The sequence below is a fragment of the Arachnia sp. genome (assembly GCF_057238465.1).
Map to the genome: position 1 here is coordinate 1 of NZ_DBHHFZ010000022.1, position 26,096 is coordinate 26,096.

Here is a 26,096-nt window from a genome sequence, read left to right on the forward strand (position 1 = left end):
CGGGCCATCGGCAGGAACCCGGTGGAGATGCCCCGCAACAATCCCGGCTACGACATCCGTTCCACCGATGACGAGGGCCGAATCCACTACATCGAGGTCAAGGGCCGGATCGAGGGGGCCGACACGTTCGCCATCACGACCAACGAGGTCACCTTCGCCCAGACCCAGGGCGAGAGACACCGCCTGGCGCTCGTCCAGGTCTCACCCGATGGCCCCGAACACGACGAACTGCGCTACGTCACCGACGCCTTCGCACACCTCGAACCATCCACCACCACACGCTCCTACAACGAGGAATGGAGAGACTACTGGAACAGGGGAGGACCGCCACGATGACCGTCCCAAACCATTCCAGCCAACCCGTAGACACCGAAGGAAAATCCGTGGCGAACACGCCGAAGAAGAAACTCATCGAGACCTCCCTGCCGTTGGAGGCCATCAATGCCGCATCGGCTCGCGAGAAGTCGATCCGCCACGGTCACCCCTCCACCCTGCACCTGTACTGGTCACGCAAACCACTCGCGACCGCCCGCGCCGTGCTGTTCGCGCAACTCGTCGACGATCCCGCCTCGCGACCGGAGGAGTTCCCGACCGTCGAGGAGCAGGACGCCGAACGCGCCCGGCTGCACGCCCTCATGGAGGAGCTGGTGGTGTGGGAGAACAGCAACGACGAACCACTGCTGCGCCGGGCACGTGAGGAGATTCGCAAGAGCAACGACGGTGAACTTCCCGCTGTGCTCGATCCCTTCGCGGGCGGCGGATCCATTCCCCTGGAGGCGCAGCGCCTGGGATTGGAGGCCCACGCCAGCGACCTCAACCCTCTGGCGGTGCTCATCAACAAGGCACTCATAGAGATACCGCCCAAATTCGCGGGGCAGGAACCCGTGCATCCGGGAGGCAATGAACAAAGCATCTACCAACGCGCCGAGGGACTCGCAGAAGATGTCCGCTACTACGGCAAGTGGATGCGCGACGAGGCGTTCCGGCGCATTGGCCACCTGTATCCCAAGGTCAAGGCCCCCGACGGCACCGAACACACTGTGATTGCCTGGAAATGGGCCCGCACCGTGAAAAGCCCCAACCCCGCCAACCCCATCGAGGTCCCCTTGGTGAACTCGTGGTGGCTGAGCAAGAAAAAAGGCAAGGAAGCCTGGGTACACGCCACCGCCCAGGAGGGGCGGGTGCACTACGAAGTGGTGCACGACAGTATTGGGCCAGCGGATGAAGGCACCATCAACCGCAAGGGTGCTGTTTCCGTAGCCGACGGGACACCGATCGGTTTCGATCACATCCGGGCTGAATCGCGTGCGGGACGCATGGGTGCCGATCTCATTGCCGTGGTGGCTGAGGGTCCTCATGGCAGGCTCTACATCTCGCCCACCGCAGAACACACAAAGGCGGCCGAGGTCCCTCGACCCGAAGGGCTGTCCGACGCCGAACTGCCGGAACAAGCCCTCGGATTCCGCGTGCAGAACTACGGACTCAAAAGCTGGGTCGATCTGTTCACAAACCGGCAACTCGTAGCCATGGCCACACTGAGCGACCTCGTCGCCGAGGTGAGGGAACAGATCGTGGTGGATGCTGTGATCGCGGGGGTGCCGGAGAGAGATCGCCTTGCAGAGGGTGGTTCTGACGCTCAAGCCTATGCCGATGCGGTTGCTGCTTATCTTGCGTTTGGCGTGAGCCGTTTCGCCGACTACTCGAATATTAATGCCTCATGGGATTCGAGTCGAGATTCGGCAACCCACTTGTTTACGCGACAAGCTATTTCGATGGTTTGGTCTTTTGTTGAAGTGAATCCGTTCTCTTGCTCGTCTGGCAATATGTTTAGTCAGCTAGAGTGGGTGGCAAAGGCGCTGGAGCGATTGCCAGCTGGGGCGGGTGGGATTGTTGAACAAGCTAGCGCGAGTGTGAGAACTTATGGTCAGTTCGCACTTTCCACTGATCCGCCTTACTATGACAATATCGGATATTCTGACTTGTCTGATTTCTTCTATGTGTGGCTGCGTCGCTGTCTGCAGGAAATCCATCCGCAAATTGTTGGAACGATGTTGACACCCAAGGTGGATGAGCTCGTCGCCAATCCCTACCGTCATGATGGCAAAGATGGTGCAGAACGTTTCTTTGTCGATGGTTTCAATTCAGTTTTTCGTCGCATCCGTCAGGGAAGCGTTAACTCGGCGGTGCCCATGACGGTGTATTACGCCTACAAACAGCAGGATGCTGAGGCTGACGGTGCTTCATCAACCGGTTGGCACACTCTTCTCAACGGACTCATTGAAACAGGATGGGAGATCACCGCCACTTGGCCGGTGCGGAGTGAACTTGCCAATCGACCTAGATCACAGGCCAGCAATGCCCTCGCCTCCTCCATAGTACTGGCCTGCCGTCCGCGACCTGTGGATGCTGATTCCATCACTCGCCGGTTGTTCGTCGCTCGGCTCAAGTCCGAGTTGCCGGAGGCGCTGCGGACGCTCATGCAGGGGGCCATCGCCCCTGTTGATCTGGCCTAGGCGGCCATTGGTCCCGGTATTTCGGTGTTCTCCCGGTATGCGCGGGTGCGTGAGGCCGACGGATCCGACATGTCGGTGAGGGACGCCCTGCTGCTCATCAACGCCACCCTCGACGAGGTGCTGGGGGAGCAGGAATCAGATTTCGATCCCGATACGCGGTTCGCCGTGAAGTGGTACCGCAGCTACGGCTGGGGCACCGAAAGCTCGGGCCTGGCGGATCAGCTTGCCCGCTCCACCGACACCTCCATCAGCGCCCTGGAACGCGGCGGTATTTTCGAGGCCAGGGGCGGCAGGGCGCGGCTGCTCTCGCCCGAGAACCTCAGCGCCGGCTGGGTGCCACAAACCGATGACCGGCTCAGCATCTGGGAGGCCACGGTTCGTCTGGCCGCGGCGATGGCCGATGGTGGGGTGGAGAAGGTCGCCCAGTTGCTGCCAGGGTTGCAGGAGGTGCGGGTGGATCTGGACGCGGTGAAGGAACTCGGCTTCCTGCTCTTCCACGAGGCCGAGAAGAAAAAGGACGCCAAGGACGCGCTCCTGTTCAACAGCCTCGTCAGCGCATGGGGCGACGTGAACGAACAAGCCAGGAAACTCGCATCGGTGCCCCGCTCCACCCAGGAAGCATTCGACTTCGGAGACTAGGACTGACCCGTGACCACGCGCAACCACCCAGAACCGGCCCCGGGGCCCGAGACCTCCGCGGGAGCGGATCTCACCCCCAACCACCAAGCGGCGCTACCCGGGGAGGGTTCCCTGCTGGAGCGGGTCTCTTCGCTAATCGAACAGACCCGCGCCGCCGTCGCCACACAGGCCAATGCGGCCCTGACCCTCAGGAACTGGCACATCGGGCACATGATCGACGTCGAGGTGCTGAAGGAGAACCGTGCCGGGTACGACCGGGAGATTGTCGCTTCACTGGAGCGACAATTGACCAGGCGCTTCGGACGGGGCTTCAAGCGGGCAGACCTCTACCGCATGATCCAGTTCTCCCAGGTATTCCCAGACGAAGAGATTGTCGTATCACTGTCGCGACAATTGAGCTGGACGCACGTCAAAGAACTGCTGCCGGTCCGGTCCCCGGAGGCGCGGGCCTACTACATCGACCAGGCCGTCAACGCGCGGCTGAGCGTCCGGGCGTTGCGGGAACTCATCGGGCGTCACGGCTACGAACGCAAGGAGATCGCCAACGCCCAGGCGCTGGGCGGGTCGGTGATCCCGGCGGACAGTTTCCGTGACCCGTATTTCCTGGAGTTCCTGGGTTTGCACGACTCCTGGGCGGAGCGGGACCTGGAGGAAGCGATCATCCGGGAGATGGAGGCGTTCCTCCTGGAGGTAGGCAACGGCTGGGCCTTCGTCTCCCGGCAGCAGCGGATGACAGTCGACAACGACGACTTCTACCTCGACCTGTTGTTTTTCAGCCGCCCGTTGAGGCGGTTGATCGCAGTTGAACTGAAGATCGGGAAGTTCAAACCGAGTTACAAGGGTCAGATGGACTTCTACCTCAGATGGCTCGACCGGTACGAAAGGCAGCCCGGCGAGGAGGCACCCATCGGCCTCATCCTGTGCACCGAGGCGAGCCGGGAACAGGTGGAGCTGCTGGAGATGCACAAGGACGGCATAGTCGTGGCCGAGTACTGGACCACGCTGCCGCCCAAGGAGGAACTCGAGACACGCATCCAGGAGATCTACCGAGACGCCCGGGAACGGATCGCCCGACATCAGATCACCTCGGCAACCGAGGACCGAGATGACTGACCACACCCGACACGCAGGCACCACGTCGTAGGAGACACCGATGGCAGTGAACAACCGGGACCGAATCAGCAAGGCTTTCGATCTGCTCTCCGAAGGCCTCCAGGATGTGGTGGACGAGGTGATGACCAAGGCCTACGGATCGTCGCAGTGGCCGACGATATGGGCCGAAGAGGACGCGCGAAGCCGGAGGAGTGCCCCGAAGATCCTCGCGAAACACGATGTCCAGGTGCAGCTGCGCGCGATCACCGAACGCGGTTACGAGTTCAGGGACGTGCTGTCCCGGGCGCAGCAGAGTTTCGCCTCGGAGCTACGGGAGACCCGCAACCAGTGGGCCCACAACGCGCCGTTCAGCTCCGACGACACCGATCGCGCCCTCGACACAATCGCGCGGCTCCTCCAGGCGGTGGGATCCGCCGATTCCGCGGCCGATGTACGCAAGATGCGCTCCGATCTGCGGCGAACCGTCTACGAGGACCAGACCCGCCAGCAGGTGAAGAAGACGAGAAAGGTATCGCTCAAGCCGGGCGGCGGACTGAAACCGTGGCGCGAGGTGATCCACCCGCACGACGACGTGGCACGCGGCGAGTTCACGGCCTCGGAGTTCGCCGCCGACCTGCACCTGGTGCACACCGGCCAGGCCACCAGCCCCGAGTACGGCGACCCGGGGGAGTTCTTCACCCGCACCTACCTCACGGAGGGCCTGCGGGATCTGCTCAGCCGGGCCCTGCGTCGCATGAGCGGCGACGGCAACGCCAGCCCCGTGGTGAACCTCCAGACCAACTTCGGTGGCGGCAAAACCCACTCGATGCTTGCCCTCTACCACCTGTTCAGCGGCATTCCCGCGCAGGACATGCCCCAGGAGATCCAGGACCTCGTGGCCGGGAACGGAAACCCCCGGCTCGAGAAGCTCGGGGTGCGGCGGGTGGCCCTGGTCGGAACCTACCTGCAGGCCGGCTCCACGCACACCAAACCGGACGGCACGAAGATCCACACCCTGTGGGGGGAGCTCGCCTGGCAGCTGGGCGGGCGGGAGGCCTACGAGATGGTTGCGGATGCGGACCGTTCCGGGACCAATCCCGGATCGGCCCTGCGAACGCTGATCCAGAAGTACGCGCCGGCGCTGATCCTGATCGATGAATGGGTGGCCTACGCCAGGCAGCTCGTCACGGACAAGGAGTTGCCGTCGGGTTCCTTCGAGACGCAGTTCACCTTCGCCCAGTCGCTGACCGAGATCGTCCGCTCCGTGCCGGGGGCGATGCTGGTGGTCTCCATTCCGGCTTCGGACACAGGCGCGGCCGGTGCCGGCAGCGATATCGAGGTCGGTGGCGCGAACGGTCAGCTCGCGTTGGAGCGTCTCCAGAACGTGATTCGCCGGGTGGCCGATCAGTGGAGACCGTCCAGCAAGAACGAGTCGTTCGAGATAGTCCGCCGCCGCCTGTTCCAGCCCGCGGATGCCGAGGCGCTCAGGACGATCGCCGCGGTGGCGCGCAATTTCGTGGACTTCTACCAGAGCCACGCGGCGCTTTTCCCGCGCGACGCAGCGAAGGTCAGCGACGAGTACGAGAAACGAATCCGCGTCTCCTATCCGCTTCATCCAGAGCTGTTGGATCGGCTCTACGAGGACTGGTCCACGCTGGAACGATTCCAACGCACCCGTGGCGTGCTGAAACTCGTGTCGTCGATAGTCCACGAACTGTGGAAATCCGAGGACGCCTCACCGCTCATCCTTCCCGGTAATGTGCCGTTGGACGCGACGACGGTGAACACCGATCTGACCCAGTACCTGGAGGATCAGTGGAAACCGATCATTGATTCCGACATCGACGGACCCAGTTCCATGGCTCAGCGCATCGACCTGGAGCGCCCGAGCTTGGGGCAGCGGTTCGTCACCCAGCGGCTGGCGCGCACGATTTTCATGGGTGCGGCTCCGCGTGTCCGGAGTACCCACAGGGGATTGGACAAGCAGTACCTGTGGCTCGGCACCGCGATTCCCGGCGACACGCTGGGCAATTTCGGCAGTGCCCTCGAACTGCTGGCCCAGCGGTCCACCTATTTCTACGAGGAGCAGGGGCATTACTGGTTCGACACGCAGCCGTCGGTGACCAAGACGGCCAATGACTACGCCGAGCGGCTCCGTGAGGATCCCGAGAAGGTGTGGAACGAGATCACCCGTCGGCTGCGCGCGGAGGAAAGGTCCCGCGACGTTTTCGACCGGGTTCACATTGCCCCGGAATCGAGTGCCGACATTCCCGATCTGGAGGATGTGCGTCTGGTCATAGCCCATCCCCGGCATTCCTGGCGCAAACAGGAGGGCCGGGAATCCGAAGCATACCGGTGGGTTCATGACGCAGTCGGGGCCAAGGGCGCCAGCCAGCGCATTCACCGCAACACGGTGGTGTTCCTGCTGGCGGACAGGAACCAGCTGGAGGGACTGGAGGCCGCGACCCGCGCCTATCTCGGGTGGAAACAGGTTCAGGCAACCAGCGAATCCCTAAACCTGTCGGTCCAGCAGCGGAAACAGGCCGACGAGCAGGTGGGCAATTTCGACCGGGTGGTCGCGGATCGCATTCGAGGTAGCTTCATCTGGATGGTCTACCCCGTGCAACCCGAACCGACGCAACCCTTCGAATTGGAGGCGGAGAAGGTGGCCGATTCCGGTGGTAGGTCATTGGCGGAGCGGGTGTCTCACAAGATGCGGCGCGATGATCTGCTCGTCACCGAGTTCGGGGCGGCAATTCTCGGGTCCACCCTGCGCGAGGAACTCGGAGCCAGGTGGCGTGAAACCGGTGAGATCAGCGTCGGTGAGTTGTGGGGGTATTTCACCCGTTACATCTACATGCATCGGCTCGTGAAACGCGAGGTGCTCGATGCTGCCATTGAGCGTGCGCTAACCGCCATTTTGGTGGAGAACGAACGCTTCGGAATCGCGGCGGGCAAGGATCCGGAAACCGGACGCTACCGAGGGCTTGTACTGCCGCCCGACATGAACGCGACGATCCAGGTGACCGACAGCACCCTGCTGGTGGATCCTGCCCGCGCTCAGGAACAACTCGACGCGGACCGCGCCGCCCGGGAAACCACCCCCCCGGCCGCAGCCGATACCCAATCGGAGGGGGGACACGTCGATGTGGTCCGGGTTGCACCGGGCATCGGGGAAGCCGACAGGGCCGGGGTGGATAAGGTGGTCAAGACCGTGGCCGCGCGTTTCTTCGGCTCGGTGAAGATCGACCCCGAACTCTACTCCCGCGACATCGGAAACATCACCCGGGAAATCATCGACCGCCTGGCAGGGGCAGGGGCCATCCTGGAGATCACCATCGACATCCAAGCGGTGAAAACCGAAGGATTCAACGACACCGAAATCCGAATCATTAATGAAAACGCGCGAGTCCTCAAATTCGATCCCAGCTCTGGGTTTGAGAAAAGCTGACGTGGGAATGAAACGAAACGTGAAGGGATGGTGTTGGGGTGGCTGAACCTCGAACCGTATATCTTCTTGGCGCCGGAGTGTCGGGGCGTCGCGCGATGCGGGGCTTCAATAGGTGGGGTGCATGTTGAGCGAAGCAAGCGGTCCGCAGCCCAAGGGTTGGCATGACGATCCGATCAAAGCAGTGGAGCAAGATAGATTCAATCGCGCCCCTGTTGCAGAACGAATCGCGAAATTGATTCACAGAAATCATTCGGTCGATTCGAGTATCGTATACGGACTCGAAGGCCCATGGGGGTGTGGAAAATCGTCTGTTATCGCGTTGATCACAACTTTCTTGAATCGGTGTCAAGAATCGAAGGGAGAGTGGAGAATAGTCTCATTTACCCCTTGGGCAACGACGGGGATTGACGGAATGCTTTCGGAGTTCTTTGCGGCCTTGTCGAGTGCTGTTCCAGATGCCTCAAAGAAAAAGGGGGAGAAATTGCTAAAACTGTTGGCTGACTACATGTGGATTGTTCGATCAGCTGCACCTTTTGTTCCGGTGGTTGGCGGAATGGTCGGTTCGGCCGCTGAAATTGTTGAAGATAAATTGCAAAAGCAAAAACCGTGGAAAGTGCTATTCGAAGAGCTCTCCAATGAGCTACGCGAATTGAATTCGCCTATACTTGTGATTGTTGATGATATTGATCGACTACAGGTCGATGAACTGCTTGTTCTTCTAAAACTTGTGCGACTTCTCGGGAGATTTCCTGGAGTAGACTTTCTGCTCGCCTATGATGAGCAGGCCTTGGTGGATATTCTCCAGTCTTCCGGTCGGGAAGACCTGTCTCAGGCGCGGGCGCGCGCTTTTATGGAAAAGATTATTCAGTATCCGCTCACGCTTCCTCCTCTGCTGGTCGGGCAGATTGTAAAACTTATATCTGATGGACTGAACGAAGTGTTGTTGCTGGACAAAACGGGAAAGGGTTTCGAATCTTATCGAATTAGTAGCATCATTCTGGAAATAATGCCGTCGCAACTCGGCACTCCGCGTTCTATTGCAAGATTTTTTGCTCAGCTGCGTGAAGAATTTATTATTCATGCTCCGGGGGAAATTGATAACACGGATCTAGTACTTGCTGTGTTCCTGCGAGTTCAATTTCCGAGCGTATTTTCTCAGCTCCAGGATTGGAAGACCAAGCTCACGGCAACTGATGGCTCTCAAATAGTTTTTACCTCCTCGAGGAAGGAAGAAATTGATTGGAGTCCTCTTGTGCAAACTTTGGGGCGTGAGAGGGATAGGAAGGATGCGCTTACTCTGCTAAAAACACTTTTTCCTGCTGTTGCCGGGTGGGTCGATCAGTCTTTCAAGACTCCGCGATTTGCAAACTCTGAGTATTTTGACCGTTACCTGGCTCAGTGTGTACCGGATGGAGACATTCCTGATGGGATCGTTAAGCGTGCCCTCGGTAAAGCTGCTGAAAACGACCCAAGTGATCTCAAGGATCTGCTCGAAGAGCCCGACGAGGTTCGTCTGAACCTGATTTTAAGTAAGATTAATGCTCAATACCCAGATATGGTCGAGCGATCACATAATGATGGCCCTAAGGGGCCGTTAAAGCGTAATTTATTGAAGATGGCAATGGAGCGAGTGGGGTTACTTCCATATGCCTTTTGGGAGATACAAACGCCATATTTTGCACTTCGAAGATGGGCCAGTACGCTGCTTTATTTGCTGCTGGAGAAAGAGCCTGCTGTGGACTTGGATCAAGAGCTGGGGGCCTGCAGGCTTCCTGATCGAAGACTGGATGTGATCTTGTTTGCTGCAAGGCGGAGTGAGCGTTTAGGGGGTGAGGCGATTTCCGTGCTTAAAACTATACTTGAGCGTGAAAGCCTGCGCTTGGTGCCAGAGATTCTTGCTAATTTACGAGAACGTGACAATGCGTGTCCAGATATCCGTATGGCATTTCTGCTGGATCGAGTTCTCGCCTCGCGATGGCGGGACAAACTAATTGAGTGTGTCCGTAAAGGTCTGAAAAGCAATGAGTTTACGCCCCAAGACGTCGCAGCTCGCCTAGTGGGCCTTTCCTATGGTTCGGAGGGGTTTGGGGCAGTGTCGTTCGATGGCAATTTGTTTACCCAGCTCACGGGCGTGCCGGCTCGCAGTATTGACTACACGCCCCATTACCCTTTGTCTGGTAATGATTGGGTGCAGCGCAGAGAGTTTGCTGCTTCTTTCATTGAAGAATCAGGCGCAAGCGCAGTAGAGCAAGAAGAATGAGGCTTATCCACAACCGTCCTCAAGTATGCTCTGACTAGGGGTTTCACTGACCGAGGTGTCGCCTGTGATTAAGCCTCCTCGTATCGGTCTTGCTGGTAGTCTGATGAGCTGAACTTGCTCCTTCTTGAGGAGCGCCACCGTCTACCAGAACCACGACCGCCGAAGGGATACCGAATGACCATTGCCATCGTCCAGGGGGAGGAGGCGGACCTGCCTGAGGTGGCTGGTCTGTTCGCTGCGGCTTTCCACGACGACCCGGTGATCGCGGTGATGATCCCGGGGGAGCGGAACCGGCTGCAGCGTCTGACGAAGGTGTTCCTGTCCGAGTTGCGGACCGGGGCGATGGCGGGAGGGGCCGTTGATCTGGCCCGCAGAGAGGACGACGGCCGCTTGGTCGGCGCCGCGGCATGGGAGTCACCCGACCGCAAGACCTCCAGCTGGGCGAAGGTGCGTGAGTTGCCGCGGGTGGTCTCGGCGGTGGGGTTGCGTCACCTGCCGCAGACCCTGAGGACTCTCGATGTCTTCGCCAAGAGCCGTCCCGATCACGCCCACTGGTACCTCGTCGACATCGTCGTCGGTGAGGAGGCGCGCGGCCTCGGCATCGGGTCGCGGCTGCTGAACCACCGCCTCGAGGTGGTTGACGAGGCCGGCCTACCCGCATACCTGGAGGCCACCACCCTGGGAAGCCAGCGACTCTACGAACGCTTCGGCTTCACCGCCAAGGAGTGGCTGCACATGACCGAGACCGACTATCCCGTGACCATGTATCGCGAAACCCCCGAAGGCTGACCGCTCTGCGACCTGGTTTCGACACGACCTACTCGCTGACGCCCGTAGGTCGGCTCAACCAACTTCCTCTTCCCGAAGCTGGTTGAGCCGGGTCGCGAGGAACAAGCAGCTCGAGTCGCCCCCTTTGAAGTTGGTTGAGCCAGCACGTGAGCGCCAGCGAACGGCTGAGTCGAAACCACTCCCGGCACCCGGTGGCCAGAACCCGACCCCAACCCCCGGACACGTGCAAGGGGTTTCGACACGACCTGCTCGCTGACGCTCGCAGTTCGGCTCAACCAGCTTCTGGGGAAGGTCGCCCTGCCTTTCAAGGGCTCGCAGGTCGGCTCAACCAACTTCGGGGAGTGCGGCTTGGTTTCGACTCGACCAGCTCTGGGTAGATGGGATCAGCGGTATTTGTCGTGCAGGTACTCCAACAGCCGCGGATCGTGATGGGTCATGCCCGCGTTCGGTTTGTGTTCGTCCAGGGCGGCGATGTCCGACATCTCGGCCTCGGTCAGTTCGAAGTCGAAGACGTCCAGGTTTTCCCGCAGCCGGGTCTCGTGGGTGCTCTTGACCACCAAGGAGATCCCGCGCTGCACCAGCCACCGCAGCATCACCTGAGCCACCGACTTCCCGTGCCGCTCCGCGATCCTCTGCAGCACCGGGGAACCGTGGATCTCCGATCTCCCCTGGGCCAGCGGCGCCCACGCCTGGAGGACGGTGCCGTGCTGCCGGGTGATCTCGTGGAGGTCCCCTCGTTGATGGAGAGGATGCACCTCGCACTGGTTTACTGCGGGTGTGACATCGCTGTGGACGACGAGGTCGAAATAGCGGTCCGGCATGAAGTTCGACACTCCGATCGCGCGGACGACCCCCTGCCCGTAAAGCTCTTCGAGGGCCCGCCACGCCCCGTAGCAGTCGTTGAAGGGCTGGTGCAGCAGATACAGGTCCACGTGGTCCAGCCCCAACCTGTTCAACGACTTCTCGAAGGCCCGCAATGTGGCGTCGCGGCCGAAGTCGCGGTACCAGACCTTGGTGGTGATGAACAGCTCGTCGCGCGGCAGCCCGGAGGCCGCGATCACCTCACCGACCGCCTCCTCATTGCCGTACAGGGCGGCCGTGTCGATCAACCGATACCCGGCATCAAGAGCCACCGGCAGCGCGGCGCGCACCTCATCCCCGGTCATCCGGAACACACCCATGCCCACCATGGGCATCTCCACACCATTGTTGAGGGTGATCGTCTGCATCACGCACCTTCCTGTCGTGGAACCGTCCCAACCACCTTAGATGCACGTGGTGAGCTGGCCCGCGGTCAGGGTTTGGCTACCGGGTGCCGGGAGTGGTTTCGACTCAGCCGTTCGCTGACGCTCACGTGCTGGCTCAACCAACTTCCAAGGGGGCGACTTGGGCTGCTCGTTCCTCGCGGTCCGGCTCAACCAGCTTGGATCAGTCGGCTTTCCGAGGGTCTGTTTGAATGTTGTGGAAACGTGTAGCATCACGACTGACACCGATCTCTGGTGGTTGGGGGAGGGGGCAGGAAATCGAGCTCTAGGAGGAATTGATGAACTTTGCCCGACCCTCTCGTCGTGCTCTTCTCGGTGCCGGAGGGCTGGCCCTGCTGGCCGGCTGTGCTTCTGAGGCGTGGCCCACCCCGTCATCCCCGGCGGCAGTGTCCCCAGCCGATGCAACCACCGGCAATCCCTTCGACGCCCTCTACGACCCCGGGTTCCGGCTGACTCCGCTGTCGGCCGACCCGATCAACACCATCGCCCGGCCGGAACGCTCCACAGGGCTGTCCGACGCCCTGATCGACCCCACCTACGGAACCCGTCTGTACCGCGCGACCGCCGTCGCCGAAGGAGATGGCGGCCGGATGCGGCACGAGTACTCCAGACGCCAGGCCTTCAACGCCGACGCCACCCGCTACCTGGCCCAGGACGGCAAGGGCGGCTGGCACCTCTACGACGCCACCACCTTCGGGTATCTCCGCAGGCTGCCGGACCTGGTCGGCGACTGCGAACCCCTCTGGCACCCCGGCGAACCCTCCCGGCTCTACTTCACCGAACGCAACGGCGGCATGGTCTGGTGGCTGCTCGACGTGGAGACCGGAGCCAAGGAACAGGCCTTCGACTTCACGGGCCAGACCCCCTGGACCGGGGCCACGTCCTTCTGGACCAAGGGAGAAGGAACCCTCAGCGCCGACGGCAAGGTCCTGGGTCTCATGGCCACCTCCTACGACGCGGGCACTCAGCGCAACACCTGTCACGGACTCCTTGCCCTCGACCTCGAGAACAAAACCGTGATCGGCACCCTGGACGCCTCGGCCTTCCCGGTCCCGGGGGCTTTCCCGGACCACGTCTCGACAGCGCCGAGTGGCACATACGTGGTGCCGTCCTGGCTGGCCGGGGAGGGCGGCACCGTCGCCTACAGCACCGATTTCACGCAGTCGCGCCAGATCTTCGACGGCTCGGAACATTCCGATCTGGCTCTCGGCCCGGATCGCAAGGACCTCCTGGTGGTCGCCGACTACGGGAAGGGGCAGATCGCGTCCATCGACATCGCGACCGGCGAGCGCAACGATCTGCACACCCTCTACCCGGTCGATGGTGAGGCCTACGCGGTGCACATCAGTGGGCAGGCCTTCGGAGTCCCCGGGTGGGCGGTCATCTCCACCTACGGCGACAGCGCCGGCCACAACTCCCAGACGCCTTCTCCAACCGTCCGGGCCGAGTACCGGAAGGTGTGGCTGCTGGAACTCACCCCCGGTGGAAGGGCGCTCAACGTCGCCCACATCCGTGCCGACTGGGACCAAGTCGACGGCGACACCTACTTCCTCGAACCCCAGGCCAGCGCCTCCCGCGACCTCAGCCGCATCATCTTCGCCACCAACCTCGGCGGGGGAGAGATCAACAGCTACGTCATCGGGCTGCCGTCGGTTTTCGCCTGACCAGACCGGTCAGATACTTCCCGACCACGCCGGCCGGGTCGATGGGGGCCGCGTCCACGGCACGGTACATCAGGACCGCGTCGACCAGGGCGACGAACTCCGGTGCCTTCTCCTCCGGATCAGCCACACCGAGGGCGCGCAGCAGCTCGACGGCCTTCTCGTCGAAGCTGCGGCGCACCGGGGCGTCGACGGTGAGCTCGCGGCGCAGTTCGTCATCGTCGCGGACCTCGAACATCAGGGCGAACCGCGCCGCCTGGGCGTCGCCGTTCAGGATGAGGAGCTCGGCCAGCCTTCCCACCAGGTCGGTGGCCTGCCGGATGGTCAGTTTCCCGGGCACCTCGATGTCGGTCAGGTCGGCCTGCGATTCCGCGGAGAGCTGCTCCATCACCAGACGGATCAGATCGCGGCGGGAACGCGCGTAATACGAGGTCGAGCCGTTGGGGAGCCCGGCTGCGGCATCCACCGCGCGGTGGGTCAGGCGGTGGGTGCCGCCGCGCGCTATCAGGGTGATCCCCGCATTCGCGATCCGCTGTCGTCGATCCATCCGCCCTCCCGTGTATCCTCTACGATCATATAGTCTCTACGCTCGTAGAGGGATGGGAGATGCACATGCACGCGATGATAGTCGGGGGCGGGGCCTCGGGGGTCGCGATCCAGCGCGCCTGCGAGGCCGAGGGGATCCGGGCGCGACAGGTTTCGCGCTCCACCGGGTTCGACGTGACGGCGGAAACGCTGCCGCCGCTCGAGGCCGACGTGGTGATCGAGGCGACGAACATCGTCGCCACCGGGCGCAAAGCCTGCGTCGAGTTCTTCGAACGATCCGCACGATCGGTTGCGCACGCCGCGGCCCGGGCGGGAGCGCGCCACATCCTCCTGTCGATCGTCAACACCAACCGGCCGGGGGTTCAGGGATACGGGTACTTCGCGGGCAAGAAGGCCCAGGAGAAGACGGCCAGGAGGTTCAGCCCGGCCCTGACGATCGTGCGCACCACCCAGTGGTTCGAGTTCGGCGCCCAGGTCCTGCAACGCAACCGGCTGGGTCCGCTGGGGTTCGTGCCAGGGATGCGCATCAAACCGATCGCCCTCGAAGCGGCGGCCCGGGTGCTGGCCGAGACGGCATCGGGGAAACGCGGCGGGGAACTCGTCGAGGTGTCCGGCCCCGAGGAGATGACCCTCTGGGAACTGGTGCGAAGAACCCCCAAACCCGGGGGAATCCTTCCGGTCCCTGTGTTCCTGCCCACCGGTTTCGGGAGCGCATTCCGGCGCGGAGCCCTGCTCCCGGACCCCGGTGTGGAGGAGGTCGGACCGGGGTTGGAGGATTGGCTGAATCGCGCGGATCCATCCTGACGGCAAATTCTCCCTCGCGGATCGATAGGCTGGGACCGACGATTGACCAGCCGTAGTCGTTATTCAGTGAGGATGGACGAGTTGAAGATCAGTCTTGGCACGAAGAACTCCGTGGTGGATGTTGCCCGCTCGCAAGCCGTGGCCGCCACCCTGCGGGAAATGGGACACGATGTGGATGTGGTGCACATCCCCGCCGCCGGTGACTCCGAGACGGTGGGGCAGCTGCGTCTCGGCCTGATGCGTGGTGATTTTGACCTGGTGGTGCATCGCATGCACCGCATCCCCAAACAGCAGATGCCGGGTCTGACCTTCGCGGCCATCCTGAAACGCGGTGATCAGCGCGTCGCGCTGGTGGCCCGCGACGGCCTGACCCTGGAGCAGCTTCCCGAGGGCTCGGTGATAGCCACGCGCTCCAGCCTGCGTCGTTCGCAGCTGCTGAGCATCAACCCCGGACTCAAGTTCATCAAACGCACCCCCGGGCAGCTCATCGAGTTCCTGGAGAAGGTGCGCACCGGCGAGCTCGATGGCCTGGTGGCCGGGGCCGCCGACTTCGAGGCCGTGGGGCGTCTCGACCTCGTCACCGAATACCTGGATGACATCCTCCCGGATGCCGGGCTGGGGGCCATCGGTCTCGAATGCCGCAGCGAGGACAAGGAACTCATCGGCATTCTCCAGGAACTGGACCATTCCGACACCCGCGTCTGTGTCATGGCCGAACGGGCCGCCTACGCCGCCCTCGACGTCAGCGAAGCGGTTTCGGTGGCCGCGAAGGCCAAGCGGGAAGGGGTGCTGTCGCTGATCGTCGCGGTCCTGCCGAAGGACGGTTCCAAGGGGCTGATGGTGCAGATGGGCATGCCCACCTCCGAGTACCACGCCGTTCGCACCGCCCGCCGCGCCGCCGCCTACCTGCGTTCCAAGGGGGCCGAGCAGCTCGGACGCAGCCAGTCGCAGGACGAAACCGAACCCGAGGCGGAGAACGGCCGCCGGGTCACCGAGCTCGCCAAGGCCAGGATCCTCGTTCCCCGCGAGGAGGGACGGATCGCCCGCGGGCTGCGTGAACACGGCCTGGACGTCACATCCGTGATGCTGCAGCGCCGCGAGGTGCTTGCGGTCAGTTCCACCCTGGAGGGCGCCGACTGGGTGGCCTTCACCTCGGTGCGTGCCGTCGAGAGTGTCCGGGAACTTGGCTGGCGACTCCCGAAGGACGTGAAGATCGCCGCCGTCGGTGCCGGAACGGCGGATACGCTGCGCGAGATGGGCTACCACGTCGACCTGGTGCCCGAGGGGTCGGCCGGGGTCCACGCGCTCCTTGACATCTGGCCCACGGGCGACGGAACGGGAACGGTCCTGGTTCCCGGTTCGGCCCTGCTCGCGCCGGGGTTCATCTCCGGGCTTCACGCGAAGGGCTGGAAGGCCCAGCTGATTCCCGTCTACACCATGCAGCTGCTGCGGGAGGCACCCACCGACATCCGCGAGATGTGGGAGGAAGGGGCCTTCGACGCGGTGATCGTCACCTCCGGATCGAATGCGATAGCCGTGGGGCGCCTCCTCGGCTGGCATCCCGAGGTGCTGGTGTTCGCCGTCGGCGAGTCCGCCACCAAGGTGCTGGAACGGGCCGGGATCAAGGTCGCCGCATGCACCGAGAACTACTCCGCAACCGAGGTGCTGAGGATCCTCCGCGAGGTCATCGAGGGGTAGGCGACGGAACCGAAGTCACGTGGGGTGGGGCATTCGAGATGCCCCACCCCACGTGACTTGTTGACCCGATCGATTTCGGGGAGTGCCGGACCTGTCAGCTCCGGGGCTGGCGGGAGACCCACTCCTCAAGGGTGACGCGGGGACCGGTGAAGAACGGGGTCTCCTCGCGCACGTACAGCCGGGCCTCGGCCGCGCGCTGGTGCCGCATAGCGTCGGTCAGGCGATGCAGCTCGTCGGCCTCGAATGCCAGCAGCCACTCGTAGTCGTTCAGCGCGAAGGCCGAGGTGGTGGAACCCGGGACATCGGGGTATTCGCGGCCCATGCGGCCGTGGGCGGCCAGCATCTTGGAGCGGCGTTCCTCCTCCATGTAGTACCAGTCGTAGCTGCGCACGAACGGGTAGACGCACGCCCACGGGCGGGGTGCGACACCGGAGAAACAGGCCGGGGTGTGGCCGCGGTTGAACTCGGCGGGCCGGTGCACGCCGATGCAGGACCACACCGGCTCCAGGTCCCGGCCCAGCCCGGAGCCGCGCAGCGCGTGGTAGGCAGCCTGCAGCCGGTGCGGGTCGTCGGCCAGGGTCCACAGCATCAGATCGGCGTCGGCGCGGAAACCACCGATGTCGTACCAGCCGCGGATGCTCACCCCGCTGTCGAGCACCGCCTCCTCCGCGGCCGTGGCGTCGGGATCGCGCAGCGGACCCGCGGTGCGGAACACCGAGTACATCACGTAGTGCGGGGTGGCATTGACCTCCTCGGCCGAGATCAGATGGTCGCGCGGATCAGTGTGCGCGTGATGCGGATGGGACATGGGTTTGCTCCTTCTGCGGATGTGGGAGGCAGCAACGTGCCGGCTCCGTTAGGCAGGGATAGTGGGGTGGGGCGAGTTCGCCCCGCGCCACGGCGGCCTGCTCGAGGAGAAGATCGGCCAGGGTGGCGATGAAGTCCGGGTGGATGCCGGCGGTGGCGGCGCGTTCGTAGTCGAAACCGGCCGCTGCTGCCGATTCGCGGGCCTGGGTGTCCAGGTCGTAGGCAACCTCCATGTGGTCGCTGATGAAACCGATCGGGGCGGTGACCACGCCGGCGACGCCCGTCAGCTCGGCCAGGCGGTCGTTGACGTCGGGTTCGAGCCAGGAGATGTGCGGGCTGCCCGAACGGGAACAGTAGACCAGCTCCCAGTCGAGACGCTCACCCAGGTGGGCCTCGGCGGCCTCGGCCACCCGGGAGGCAACCCTGATGTGCTGGGCGTCATAGCGGGCGGCGGGGGTGCCATCGGCGGAGGCGGTGTTCATGGCGACGGGAATGGAGTGGGTGACGAACAAAACCTTCATCACCCCCTCGCCGATCCGGGACCGCAGCGCCTGCACAGCCGAGACCAGGGCGTCCACATTGGCCGAGATGAAACCTTCGCGCTCCGAATAGGGGCCGGTCTTGTCGATGACCACGCCGGGTATCTGTTCCATGACGGCGGCCAGGTTTTCCCGGTACTGACGACAGGCCGAATAGCAGGAATAAGCGGCGGTGGTCAACGCCACCACCCTGTCGTGACGGTCACGGTGCAGGGCGGAAACGGTCTCGGCGAAGAAGGGGGTCCAGTTGCGGTTCCCGATCACGACGGGACGGGGACAACCTCGTCTTCTCAGCTCCGCGGCGAGAGCGTCGCGGAGTGCCTCGTTCTGTTCGTTGATGGGGGAGCGGCCACCGAAGAGATGGTAGTGCTGGGAGACCTCCAGCAGGCGTTCGTCCGGCACCCCCCGTCCCGCTGTGGCGTTGCGCATGAAGGGCAACACGTCCTCTGTGCGGCGCGGACCCCCGTAGGAGGCCAACAGCACGGCCGAATACGGGCTCAGGGCGTCACTCATCTGATCTCCATGGGTTCGGTGGCAAGATCGGCGAAACTGAGCCCCGTCACCGGGCACCGGCGGTGGCTCTGGACGTCGCATTCGTGTTGGGGCTCAATGCCGTAGATCTCCTCCATGGCCGCCAGGTAGTCGGCGATCCTGCCCTCCGCGGCGGCGTCGCGTGCGCGTGTCGAGGGGGTGTGCAGCAGTTTCGTGGTCAGGCGCCGCAACGCCAGGGCGCAGTCGTCGACGGTCAGCGCGCGGCCCTGCGGGAGCCGCGCCACCTCCTCGTCGACGATCCGCAGCATCGCGGCGCGCAGCGATGCGACCGCGGGGTCCGCGGCACGGGAGGCCAGACGATCGGAGATCTCGTGCACCCCTTCGGCGACGACCCGTTCGGCGTGGGCCGAGTCGGCGGCCCAGGTGGGGGAGATGGCGGCCTGGATCGCGGCCAGGTCGAGGAGTGTGACTCCCGGGAGGGCGGCAACTTCCGGGTCCACATCCGGCTGCAGGGACAGATCGAGCAGCACGATGGGGGTGGCTTCCCTGAGATGGGCGGCGGTCACCACGGGAGTGGCGGAGCCGCGGCAGGTGACCACCAGCATGGCCTTGTTCAGGGCCGATTCGAGGTCCGTTGCCGGGGTGATGGCGTGCCGCTCGGCGAATCCGCTCGCCCTCCCGGACGAGGAATGGACGAAGATGGTTTCCACCCCGCGTTGCCGCAGCGCCGAGACCACGGCGCCCGCGTAGGAACCGGTGCCCACCAGCAGCACCCGCTGGTTCTTCCATTCCGTGATCCCGGTCATGTCGAGGCCGACTCCGACAACCGAACGTCCCGACTCCTGCAGCCGGGTCTCGGCTCTCACCCGCCGGGATGTGTGCAGCGCGGCGTTGACGACGCTGGTCAGGGTGCCGGACGCGTCACCGGATTCCTGGGCGGCCTTCAGGGCGCGGCGCAGCTGCCCCGTGATCTCCCGTTCGCCGACCACCATCGACTTCAGGCCGGAGGCGACCTGAAACAGGTGGGTGAGGGCGTCCTCGCCCTCGTGGACGGACCAGTCGGGTTGGGAGTCGAGTTCGCGGGCCAGCCTCAGGCGCAGGTGGGACTCGGGTACCTTCGGGGAGTCGATTATGAACTCGAGCCGGTTGCAGGTTGCGAGGGTGATCAGACCTTCGACGCCGGCGGTGTGCCGCAAGGAAGCGGACAGGGTGTCCGCATGTTGAGATACACGCTGGACCTCGGTCAGACCGTGGAGGTCATGCGTTACGGACAGGATGCGAAGGTTCACAGTGGTCCCAGTCAACCAGATTTCTGGCGATAGGGCAGAATTCGACCATGATGAGAAGCGATCAGCCTGCCCTTCTGGCCGCCCTCGAGGGTCGTCGGCCGGAGCGTCTACCGGTGTGGTTCATGCGCCAGGCTGGGAGATCGCTCCCAGAATACCGCAATGTGAGACAGGGCGTCGCGATGCTGGACGCCTGCCTCAATCCCGAACTGGCCGCCGAGATAACCTGCCAGCCGGTGCGCCGCCACGGCGTGGACGCGGCCGTGTTCTTCTCCGACATCATGATCCCCCTGGTGCTCGCCGGCGTCGACGTGACGATCACCTCCGGGGTCGGTCCGGTTTTCGAACAGCCGGTGAACAGCGTCGCGGAGGTGAACAGGGTGGTGGAGCGCCGGATCCTCGACGCATCGGCCGTGGAGAAGGCGGTGGCGCTGACCGTGGCGGAACTCGGCGAGGACACACCGGTGATCGGGTTCGCGGGAGCCCCCTTCACCCTGGCCGCCTACCTGGTGGAAGGACGCGGCTCCCGCGACCACCTGGGAGCGCGAGCCTTCATGCACGCCGAACCCGAGGCGTGGGACCGGCTGCTCACCTGGTGCGCCGACCTGTCGAGTGAGTTCCTGCGCATCCAGGTTGCTGCCGGGGCGCGGGCTGTGCAGCTGTTCGACTCCTGGGTCGGCACGCTCTGCCTGGCCGACTACACCACCCGGGTCGCCCCGTACTCGCGACGGGTACTGGAAAGCGTTTCCGTGCCCCGCATCCACTTCGGCACCGGCACCGGGCACCTGCTGGAGGCCATGGCCGAATGCGGATCCGAGGCGATCGGGATCGACCACCGCATCCCCCTGGACGAGGCCGCCCGCCGCCTACCCGGCAAGGTGCTCCAGGGCAACATCGATCCCGCGCGACTGGCCGCGGGCTGGGAGAGCCTCGCCGCTCACACCAGGGACGTCGTCGAGCGAGGCCGATCCGCCCCCGCCCACGTGGTCAACCTCGGTCACGGCGTGCCACCCGAGACCGACCCGGCGGTGCTGACCGACCTCGTCGCGCTGGTGCACGAATTGTGAGGGCCGTGATCGTCGGGGCCGGGGTGGCGGGTCTGGCCGCCGCCCACCGGCTGGCCCGCGCGGGCGCCGAGGTCGTCGTCCTGGAGGCCTCGGAACGGATCGGCGGGATGGTGGCGCCGCTGACGATAGCCGGGAAGGTGATCGACGGCGGGGCCGAGGCCTACGCCCGCCGCCTGGGAATCGCGGACGAACTGTGCGCGACCCTCGGGCTGGAGGTCGCCGCCCCCACGGGGGGACCACACATCCGCTGGTCCGCCACTCAGTCCTGGCCCGGCGCCGACGGAGTGCTGGGCATTCCCGCCGGTCCGGAAGATCCGGCCCTGACCGCCGCCTTGGACGGCGCAGACCTGGCGACGGCACTGGCCGAACCCGGACTCGGAGACGAGGTCGGGGCCGGCGCCACCACCGTCGGTGAACTGGTGACCGCGCGTCTCGGCCGGGCCGTCACCGACCGGCTGGTGGCCCCCGTGACCCGGACCGTCTACCGGATGGAACCCGACCAGATGCCGCTGGCGCAGTTCGCTCCCGGTCTGAGGGGACCCGGCTCCCTGTACTCGAAGGTCGCGGCGGCCCGCGGCAGCCGCTCCGCCGTCGCCCAACCCGTCGGGGGTCTGATCCGCCTCGTCGAGGCCCTGGCCTCCGACATCCGGGGCAACGGCGGAGAGATCCGGCTCGGTGCCCGCGTCACCGGGATCCGAGGCGACGCGACGGTCACCGCAGGTGAGGACCGGCTGGAAGCCGACCGCGTGATCCTGGCCTGCCCAGCCCGTCCCGCCGTGGAGTTGCTCGGCGGGCTGGGAATCACCACATCGGCACCCGCGACGGGGACCTCGCTCAACGTGGTCCTGGCGCTGGAACCCGAGCCGCTGGCGGGGGTGCCGGTCGGTTCCGGTGTGATGCTCGGCCAGCCGATCCCGGGGCTCGGGGCCCGGGCGTTGACCCACTACTCGGCGAAATGGCCCTGGAGCCGCGGCGGGGTGGAGCTGATCCGCCTCAGCTACGCACCCGACGCCAACCCCACCGAAGAACAGGCCCTGGCAGATGCCCGCCTGCTGCTCGGATGCGAGAACCTGGTGCTCCGCGACCACGCCCTGGTGCGCTGGAACACCGTGCCCAGGGTGCTCCCGGCCGCGGAACGGGCCGGGCTGCTGGAATCCCTTCCCACCAACATCAAAGTGGCGGGGGCCTGGGTGGCGGGCAATGGAATAGAAGCCGCAATCGCATCCGGACTGGAGGCGGCAGCATGAGGCTGGGAACGCGCGCATCCACCCTGGCGGTGACCCAGTCCACCTGGGTGGCCGACCGGCTCCGCGCCCTCGGACACGAGGTGGAGATCGTCACCATCCGTACCCGCGGCGATCACGAACGCGGGTCGCTGACCCGGCTCTCCGGGCTCGGGGTGTTCGCCGCGGAGCTGCGTTCCGCGCTGCTCAGGGGAGAGGTTGACCTGGCCGTCCACTCCCTGAAGGACCTCCCGGTCGAACCCGTCCCCGGACTGGTGATCGCCGCCACCCCGGAACGGGAATCCCCCCGCGACGCGCTGTGCTCCCGCGACGGCCTGAGCCTGGCCGAACTGCCCGGAGGGGCCCGGGTGGGCACCGGGTCGCCGCGGCGGGTGGCGCAGCTGCGGGCTCTGCGTCCCGACCTGGTCTTCGTCGACATCCGCGGCAACATCGACACCCGGCTGTCCCGGGTGACCTCCGGCGACCTGGATGCGGTGGTGCTGGCCGCGGCTGGGTTGCGCCGCCTCGGGCTCACGGGACGGATCACCGAGGAACTGCCCATCCTGCCCGCGCCCGGGCAGGGGGCGCTCGGCGTCGAGTGCCGGGCCGGTGATGCCGCCCTGATCGCCGCCCTCGAAGCCCTGGAGGACGCGGACACGCGACTCGCGGTCACCGAGGAACGGGCCGTCTTGGCGGCCCTGGGTGGTGGCTGCGCGGCCCCGATAGCGGCCCTCGGGACCGGCGACGGGCTGGCAGCGGGGGTGTACTCCGCCGACGGCACCCGCCAGGCCAGAATCGAGGTGCCGCTGATCCTAGGCGCGGGAAGAACCGCAGCCTCCCGGCTGCTCGCCGCCGGCGCCGCCGAGGTGACCCGGCTGGATGCCACCCGCGCCTCCCGGCTGGCGGAGTTTCACGACGATGCCGACCTGTGGCCCCGGGCCGGAGGACGCAAGGTGTTTCTTCCCCGCGAAGCGGGAGCGCTCTCGAAGGCGCTGAACGCCGCCGGACTGGAGGTCACGACCTTCCCGGTGCAGGTCCCGGTGGTGCTGATCGACGGACTCGACCTCGGGCGGGCCGACTGGTCGGTGGTCACCTCCGCCCGCACCGTCGAGGCCCTTCAGGGGCTGGGCACCCGGCTGCCCGGGCGGATCGCCGCCGTCGGAAAGGCGACCGCAGCGGCCCTGGAAGCGGCCGGGTACGCGGTGGACCTCATCCCCGGGAAGGCCAGCGCGGCGGGACTCGTCGAGGAGTTCCCGGCCGGCACGGGACGGGTGGTGATCCCGGGATCGGCGCTTTCCAAACCGGATCTTCCCGAGGGTCTGCGGGAACTGGGCTGGCAGGTCGATGTCTTTCCCGTGTACACGATGGAGGCGACCCAGGAACCCGCCGAACTGGCGGCGCAATGGAAGGCCGGGGAGTTCGCGGCAGTGGTCGTGACCGCGGGCTCGGTGGCGCGGGTGATCGACCAACGGCTGGGCTGGCCGGAGGGAACCCGGGTACTGGCCATCGGACAACCCACCGCGAAGGTGTTGAATGAACTCGGGGTGGCGGCCAGCGTCTCGCCGTCCCCCGACGCGGAGGTGGTCGCAAGGGCCGCCGCCGAACTGGTTGGGAAGGGAAACGCATGATCGAGCGCCCACGCAGGCTACGCACCACCGCCGCCATGAGAAGACTGGTCCGTGAAACCCGGCCGCGCCCGGCGCAGCTCGTCCTGCCCGTCTTCGTCGGTGAAACCCCCGCCGAGATCGGCGCCATGCCGGGGGTGCGTCGGCACACCGTCGAGCAGATCGGTGACATCGCACGATCGGCGGCGGAGGCGGGACTGGGCGGGATCATGCTGTTCGGGGTGCCCGATGATGCGGACAAGGACCCGCGGGGCACGCAGGCCTGGGCGCCCGACGGCATCGAACAGCGGGCCATCGCCGCCTGCCGGGAAGCGGTCGGTGATGATCTGGTGATCATGTCGGATGTGTGCTTGGACGAGTTCACCAGCCACGGACACTGCGGTTTCCTCGCCGAGGACGGCCGTGTGATCAATGACGAGACCTGCGATGCCTACGCGCAGCAGGCGGTGGCGCAGGCCCGGGCCGGCACGCACGTGGTGGCGCCGTCGGGGATGATGGACGGCCAGATCCGGGTGATCCGCGCCGGGCTGGACGCGGCCGGTTTCGAGGACGTCGGGATCCTGGCCTACTCGGCGAAGTACGCCTCCGCGTTCTACGGGCCGTTCCGGGAGGCGGTCGGTTCGTCCCTCCAGGGGGATCGCCGCACCTACCAGCAGGATCCCGCGAACCGCCGTGAGGGTCTCAGGGAGACGCTGCTGGACCTGTCGGAGGGCGCCGACATGGTGATGGTCAAACCCGCCAGCCACTACCTCGACGTGCTCGCCGACGTGGCCGCCGTCTCGAAGGTTCCGGTGGCGGCCTACCAGGTGTCGGGGGAGTACGCCATGATCGAGGCGGCGGCGGAACGCGGCTGGATCGACCGGCGCGCCGCCATCGAGGAGTCGATCACGAGTATCGTTCGTTCGGGTGCCGATGTGGTGCTCACCTACTGGGCGTTGGAGGTTGCCGAATGGCTGGACTGAACCAGGAATGGATGACGCGGGCCTGTGAGGCGATCCCGGGTGGGGTCAGCTCACCCGTGCGCGCGTTCGCGTCCGTGGGTGGCACGCCGCGTTTCATCAAGCAGGCATCCGGTTGCCGAGTGACCGACGTCGACGGCACCAGCTACGTCGATCTGGTGTGTTCCTGGGGGCCGGCGCTGCTCGGGCACGCCCATCCCGAGGTCGTCGCGGCCGTGCAGGAGGCGGCCGCCAAGGGGCTCAGCTTCGGGGCGCCGACGGGCGCGGAGGTGGAGCTCGCCGAGCGGATCCGCGCCCGGGTTCCCGTCGCGGAACACGTGAGGCTGGTCTCCACCGGCACGGAGGCCACCATGACCGCGGTGCGGATCGCCCGTGGCTCCACGGGCCGCGACAAGATCGTCAAGTTCGCGGGCTGCTATCACGGCCACTCGGATGCGCTGCTGGCCGCCGCCGGATCGGGTGTGGCCACCCAGGGGCTGCCGGGGAGTGCAGGGGTGACGGTGGCTGCCGCGGCCGACACCATCGTGCTTGCCTACAACGACTTCGACAAGCTGCGTTCGCTGTTCGAACGGATCGGCGGGCAGATCGCGGCGGTCATCACGGAAGCGGCACCCGCGAACATGGGGGTCGTCACCCCGGCCGAGGGATTCAACGCCGAGATCCGGAAGCTGACCACCGAGCACGGGGCGCTCATGATCCTCGACGAGGTGCTCACCGGTTTCCGCGTCGGAGCCTCCGGCTGGTGGGGACTCGAAGCGGGGGTCGAGGCCCCGGACTGGACGCCCGACCTGATCACCTTCGGGAAGGTGGTCGGCGGTGGCATGCCCCTTGCGGCGGTCGGGGGTCGCAGGGAGATCATGGATCTGCTGGCCCCGCTCGGCCCCGTCTACCAGGCGGGCACGCTCTCCGGGAATCCCCTCGCCACCGCGGCCGGGATCGCCACCCTCGATCTGGCGAAACCGGAGGTCTACGACAGGGTCGACGCCCGCTCCGCCGAGCTGCAGCGGCTGGTCGGCGACGCGCTGACCGGGGCCGGGGTGCCCCACGTCATCCAGACCGCCGGGAACCTGTTCTCCGTGTTCTTCCGAGAGAAGCCCGTCATCGACTACGCAGACGCCCAGGACCAGGACACCGCGGCCTACGGGCGGTTCTTCCACGCGATGCTGGACGGGGGAGTGGCACTGCCACCGTCGGCCTTTGAGGCGTGGTTCCTCTCGGTTTCCCACGACGACGCGGCCATGGAGACCATCGCAACGGCCCTGAAACAGGCGGCCAGGGCCGCTTTGCCAACAGGGGAGAGCATCCGATAGTCTGGAGCAGCTCTCGGGGCTATGGCGCAGTTGGTAGCGCGCTTCCATGGCATGGAAGAGGTCAGGGGTT

The 26,096-nt window shown here is 65.1% G+C and carries 20 protein-coding genes and 1 pseudogene; 16 read left to right on the forward strand and 5 right to left on the reverse strand.

Features of this window, described 5'->3' with window-relative positions:
• The 7 genes from ACO6D6_RS15235 to ACO6D6_RS15265 all read left to right on the forward strand — a co-directional run.
• On the forward strand, positions 1-336 hold a 336-nt coding region (locus tag ACO6D6_RS15235; protein ID WP_484786087.1), incomplete at its 5' end, for a protein NO VEIN domain-containing protein.
• A 47-nt stretch (positions 337-383) separates the two neighbouring features.
• Positions 384-2,513: a DUF1156 domain-containing protein gene (locus tag ACO6D6_RS15240; protein WP_484786088.1), complete on the forward strand. Its 2,130-nt coding sequence runs from the start codon at positions 384-386 to the stop codon at positions 2,511-2,513.
• A gap of 69 nt (positions 2,514-2,582) precedes the next feature.
• Entirely contained in the window at positions 2,583-3,152 is a 570-nt protein-coding gene (locus tag ACO6D6_RS15245; RefSeq protein WP_484786089.1) for a hypothetical protein, read from the forward strand.
• Positions 3,153-3,161: 9 nt separating this feature from the next.
• Positions 3,162-4,265, forward strand: coding sequence for a PDDEXK nuclease domain-containing protein (locus tag ACO6D6_RS15250; RefSeq protein ID WP_484786090.1), 1,104 nt, complete (start codon positions 3,162-3,164; stop codon positions 4,263-4,265).
• Positions 4,266-4,305: 40 nt separating this feature from the next.
• A complete protein-coding gene (locus tag ACO6D6_RS15255) occupies positions 4,306-7,695 on the forward strand; it encodes a DUF499 domain-containing protein (protein WP_484786091.1) in 3,390 nt (1,129 codons plus the stop codon).
• Between the two features lie 121 nt (positions 7,696-7,816).
• Positions 7,817-9,955, forward strand: a complete 2,139-nt coding sequence (locus ACO6D6_RS15260; RefSeq protein WP_484786092.1) for a P-loop NTPase fold protein — start codon at positions 7,817-7,819, stop codon at positions 9,953-9,955.
• A gap of 174 nt (positions 9,956-10,129) precedes the next feature.
• Complete coding sequence (locus tag ACO6D6_RS15265) at positions 10,130-10,744, forward strand: GNAT family N-acetyltransferase (protein WP_484786093.1); 615 nt, start codon at positions 10,130-10,132, stop codon at positions 10,742-10,744.
• 383 nt (positions 10,745-11,127) lie between these two features.
• Here the strand turns inward: ACO6D6_RS15265 and ACO6D6_RS15270 are convergent, their stop codons facing one another.
• Positions 11,128-11,973, reverse strand: coding sequence for an aldo/keto reductase (locus ACO6D6_RS15270; protein ID WP_484786104.1), 846 nt, complete (start codon positions 11,971-11,973; stop codon positions 11,128-11,130).
• 314 nt (positions 11,974-12,287) lie between these two features.
• Between ACO6D6_RS15270 and ACO6D6_RS15275 the strand changes: the two genes are divergently transcribed.
• The gene (locus ACO6D6_RS15275; RefSeq protein ID WP_484786094.1) at positions 12,288-13,673 is read left to right on the forward strand and encodes a hypothetical protein; all 1,386 of its coding nucleotides are present in this window, start codon (positions 12,288-12,290) and stop codon (positions 13,671-13,673) included.
• Here ACO6D6_RS15275 and ACO6D6_RS15280 read toward each other — a convergent pair.
• The gene (locus tag ACO6D6_RS15280) at positions 13,645-14,217 is read right to left on the reverse strand and encodes a TetR/AcrR family transcriptional regulator (protein ID WP_484786095.1); all 573 of its coding nucleotides are present in this window, start codon (positions 14,215-14,217) and stop codon (positions 13,645-13,647) included. The two genes, ACO6D6_RS15275 and ACO6D6_RS15280, sit on opposite strands and share 29 nt — an antisense overlap.
• Before the next feature lie 65 nt (positions 14,218-14,282).
• Here ACO6D6_RS15280 and ACO6D6_RS15285 point away from each other — a divergent pair, with 65 nt between their 5' ends.
• Both ACO6D6_RS15285 and ACO6D6_RS15290 read left to right on the forward strand, forming a co-directional pair.
• Complete coding sequence (locus ACO6D6_RS15285; protein WP_484786096.1) at positions 14,283-15,020, forward strand: SDR family oxidoreductase; 738 nt, start codon at positions 14,283-14,285, stop codon at positions 15,018-15,020.
• A gap of 72 nt (positions 15,021-15,092) precedes the next feature.
• Entirely contained in the window at positions 15,093-16,718 is a 1,626-nt protein-coding gene (locus ACO6D6_RS15290) for a uroporphyrinogen-III synthase (RefSeq protein WP_484786097.1), read from the forward strand.
• Positions 16,719-16,812: 94 nt separating this feature from the next.
• On the opposite strand, the gene hemQ is transcribed toward ACO6D6_RS15290, so the two are convergent.
• The 3 genes from hemQ to ACO6D6_RS15305 are packed head-to-tail and all read right to left on the reverse strand — an operon-like array spanning position 16,813 to position 19,845.
• Positions 16,813-17,526: a hydrogen peroxide-dependent heme synthase gene (gene hemQ, locus ACO6D6_RS15295; RefSeq protein ID WP_484786098.1), complete on the reverse strand. Its 714-nt coding sequence runs from the start codon at positions 17,524-17,526 to the stop codon at positions 16,813-16,815.
• Positions 17,498-18,577, reverse strand: a complete 1,080-nt coding sequence (locus tag ACO6D6_RS15300) for a ferrochelatase (protein ID WP_484786099.1) — start codon at positions 18,575-18,577, stop codon at positions 17,498-17,500. Before ACO6D6_RS15300 ends, hemQ begins: the two co-directional genes overlap by 29 nt.
• A complete protein-coding gene (locus ACO6D6_RS15305; protein WP_484786100.1) occupies positions 18,574-19,845 on the reverse strand; it encodes a glutamyl-tRNA reductase in 1,272 nt (423 codons plus the stop codon). Before ACO6D6_RS15305 ends, ACO6D6_RS15300 begins: the two co-directional genes overlap by 4 nt.
• 47 nt (positions 19,846-19,892) lie before the next feature.
• Here ACO6D6_RS15305 and hemE point away from each other — a divergent pair, with 47 nt between their 5' ends.
• The 6 genes and pseudogenes from hemE to hemL all read left to right on the forward strand — a co-directional run bounded on the left by hemE (position 19,893) and on the right by hemL (position 26,026).
• On the forward strand, positions 19,893-20,909 hold the full coding sequence (gene hemE / locus ACO6D6_RS15310; RefSeq protein ID WP_484786101.1) for a uroporphyrinogen decarboxylase: 1,017 nt from the start codon (positions 19,893-19,895) through the stop codon (positions 20,907-20,909).
• Positions 20,906-22,156, forward strand: coding sequence for a protoporphyrinogen/coproporphyrinogen oxidase (locus tag ACO6D6_RS15315; RefSeq protein WP_484786102.1), 1,251 nt, complete (start codon positions 20,906-20,908; stop codon positions 22,154-22,156). Before hemE ends, ACO6D6_RS15315 begins: the two co-directional genes overlap by 4 nt.
• Positions 22,153-23,031, forward strand: a pseudogene (gene hemC, locus ACO6D6_RS15320) (hydroxymethylbilane synthase); the annotation flags it as partial. The gene ACO6D6_RS15315 and the pseudogene hemC, both read left to right, overlap by 4 nt.
• A gap of 129 nt (positions 23,032-23,160) precedes the next feature.
• Positions 23,161-23,760 (forward strand): uroporphyrinogen-III synthase, encoded by a 600-nt coding sequence (locus tag ACO6D6_RS15325; protein WP_484786105.1) that lies wholly within the window; start codon positions 23,161-23,163, stop codon positions 23,758-23,760.
• Positions 23,761-23,795: 35 nt separating this feature from the next.
• Entirely contained in the window at positions 23,796-24,719 is a 924-nt protein-coding gene (gene hemB, locus ACO6D6_RS15330; protein ID WP_484786106.1) for a porphobilinogen synthase, read from the forward strand.
• A complete protein-coding gene (hemL, locus tag ACO6D6_RS15335) occupies positions 24,707-26,026 on the forward strand; it encodes a glutamate-1-semialdehyde 2,1-aminomutase (RefSeq protein WP_484786103.1) in 1,320 nt (439 codons plus the stop codon). Before hemB ends, hemL begins: the two co-directional genes overlap by 13 nt.
• Positions 26,027-26,096 lie beyond the last annotated feature (70 nt).

Bases quoted from the DNA above. Each gene is read 5' to 3' on its own strand.
- ACO6D6_RS15245 (WP_484786089.1), top strand. From the start codon at position 2,583: ATGTCGGTGAGGGACGCCCTGCTGCTCATCAACGCCACCCTCGACGAG.
- ACO6D6_RS15255 (WP_484786091.1), top strand. From the start codon at position 4,306: ATGGCAGTGAACAACCGGGACCGAATCAGCAAGGCTTTCGATCTGCTC.
- ACO6D6_RS15260 (WP_484786092.1), top strand. From the start codon at position 7,817: ATGTTGAGCGAAGCAAGCGGTCCGCAGCCCAAGGGTTGGCATGACGAT.
- ACO6D6_RS15265 (WP_484786093.1), top strand. From the start codon at position 10,130: ATGACCATTGCCATCGTCCAGGGGGAGGAGGCGGACCTGCCTGAGGTG.
- ACO6D6_RS15270 (WP_484786104.1), bottom strand. From the start codon at position 11,973: ATGCAGACGATCACCCTCAACAATGGTGTGGAGATGCCCATGGTGGGC.
- ACO6D6_RS15275 (WP_484786094.1), top strand. From the start codon at position 12,288: ATGAACTTTGCCCGACCCTCTCGTCGTGCTCTTCTCGGTGCCGGAGGG.
- ACO6D6_RS15280 (WP_484786095.1), bottom strand. From the start codon at position 14,217: ATGGATCGACGACAGCGGATCGCGAATGCGGGGATCACCCTGATAGCG.
- ACO6D6_RS15285 (WP_484786096.1), top strand. From the start codon at position 14,283: ATGCACGCGATGATAGTCGGGGGCGGGGCCTCGGGGGTCGCGATCCAG.
- ACO6D6_RS15290 (WP_484786097.1), top strand. From the start codon at position 15,093: ATGGACGAGTTGAAGATCAGTCTTGGCACGAAGAACTCCGTGGTGGAT.
- hemQ (WP_484786098.1), bottom strand. From the start codon at position 17,526: ATGTCCCATCCGCATCACGCGCACACTGATCCGCGCGACCATCTGATC.
- ACO6D6_RS15300 (WP_484786099.1), bottom strand. From the start codon at position 18,577: ATGAGTGACGCCCTGAGCCCGTATTCGGCCGTGCTGTTGGCCTCCTAC.
- hemE (WP_484786101.1), top strand. From the start codon at position 19,893: ATGATGAGAAGCGATCAGCCTGCCCTTCTGGCCGCCCTCGAGGGTCGT.
- hemB (WP_484786106.1), top strand. From the start codon at position 23,796: ATGAGAAGACTGGTCCGTGAAACCCGGCCGCGCCCGGCGCAGCTCGTC.
- hemL (WP_484786103.1), top strand. From the start codon at position 24,707: ATGGCTGGACTGAACCAGGAATGGATGACGCGGGCCTGTGAGGCGATC.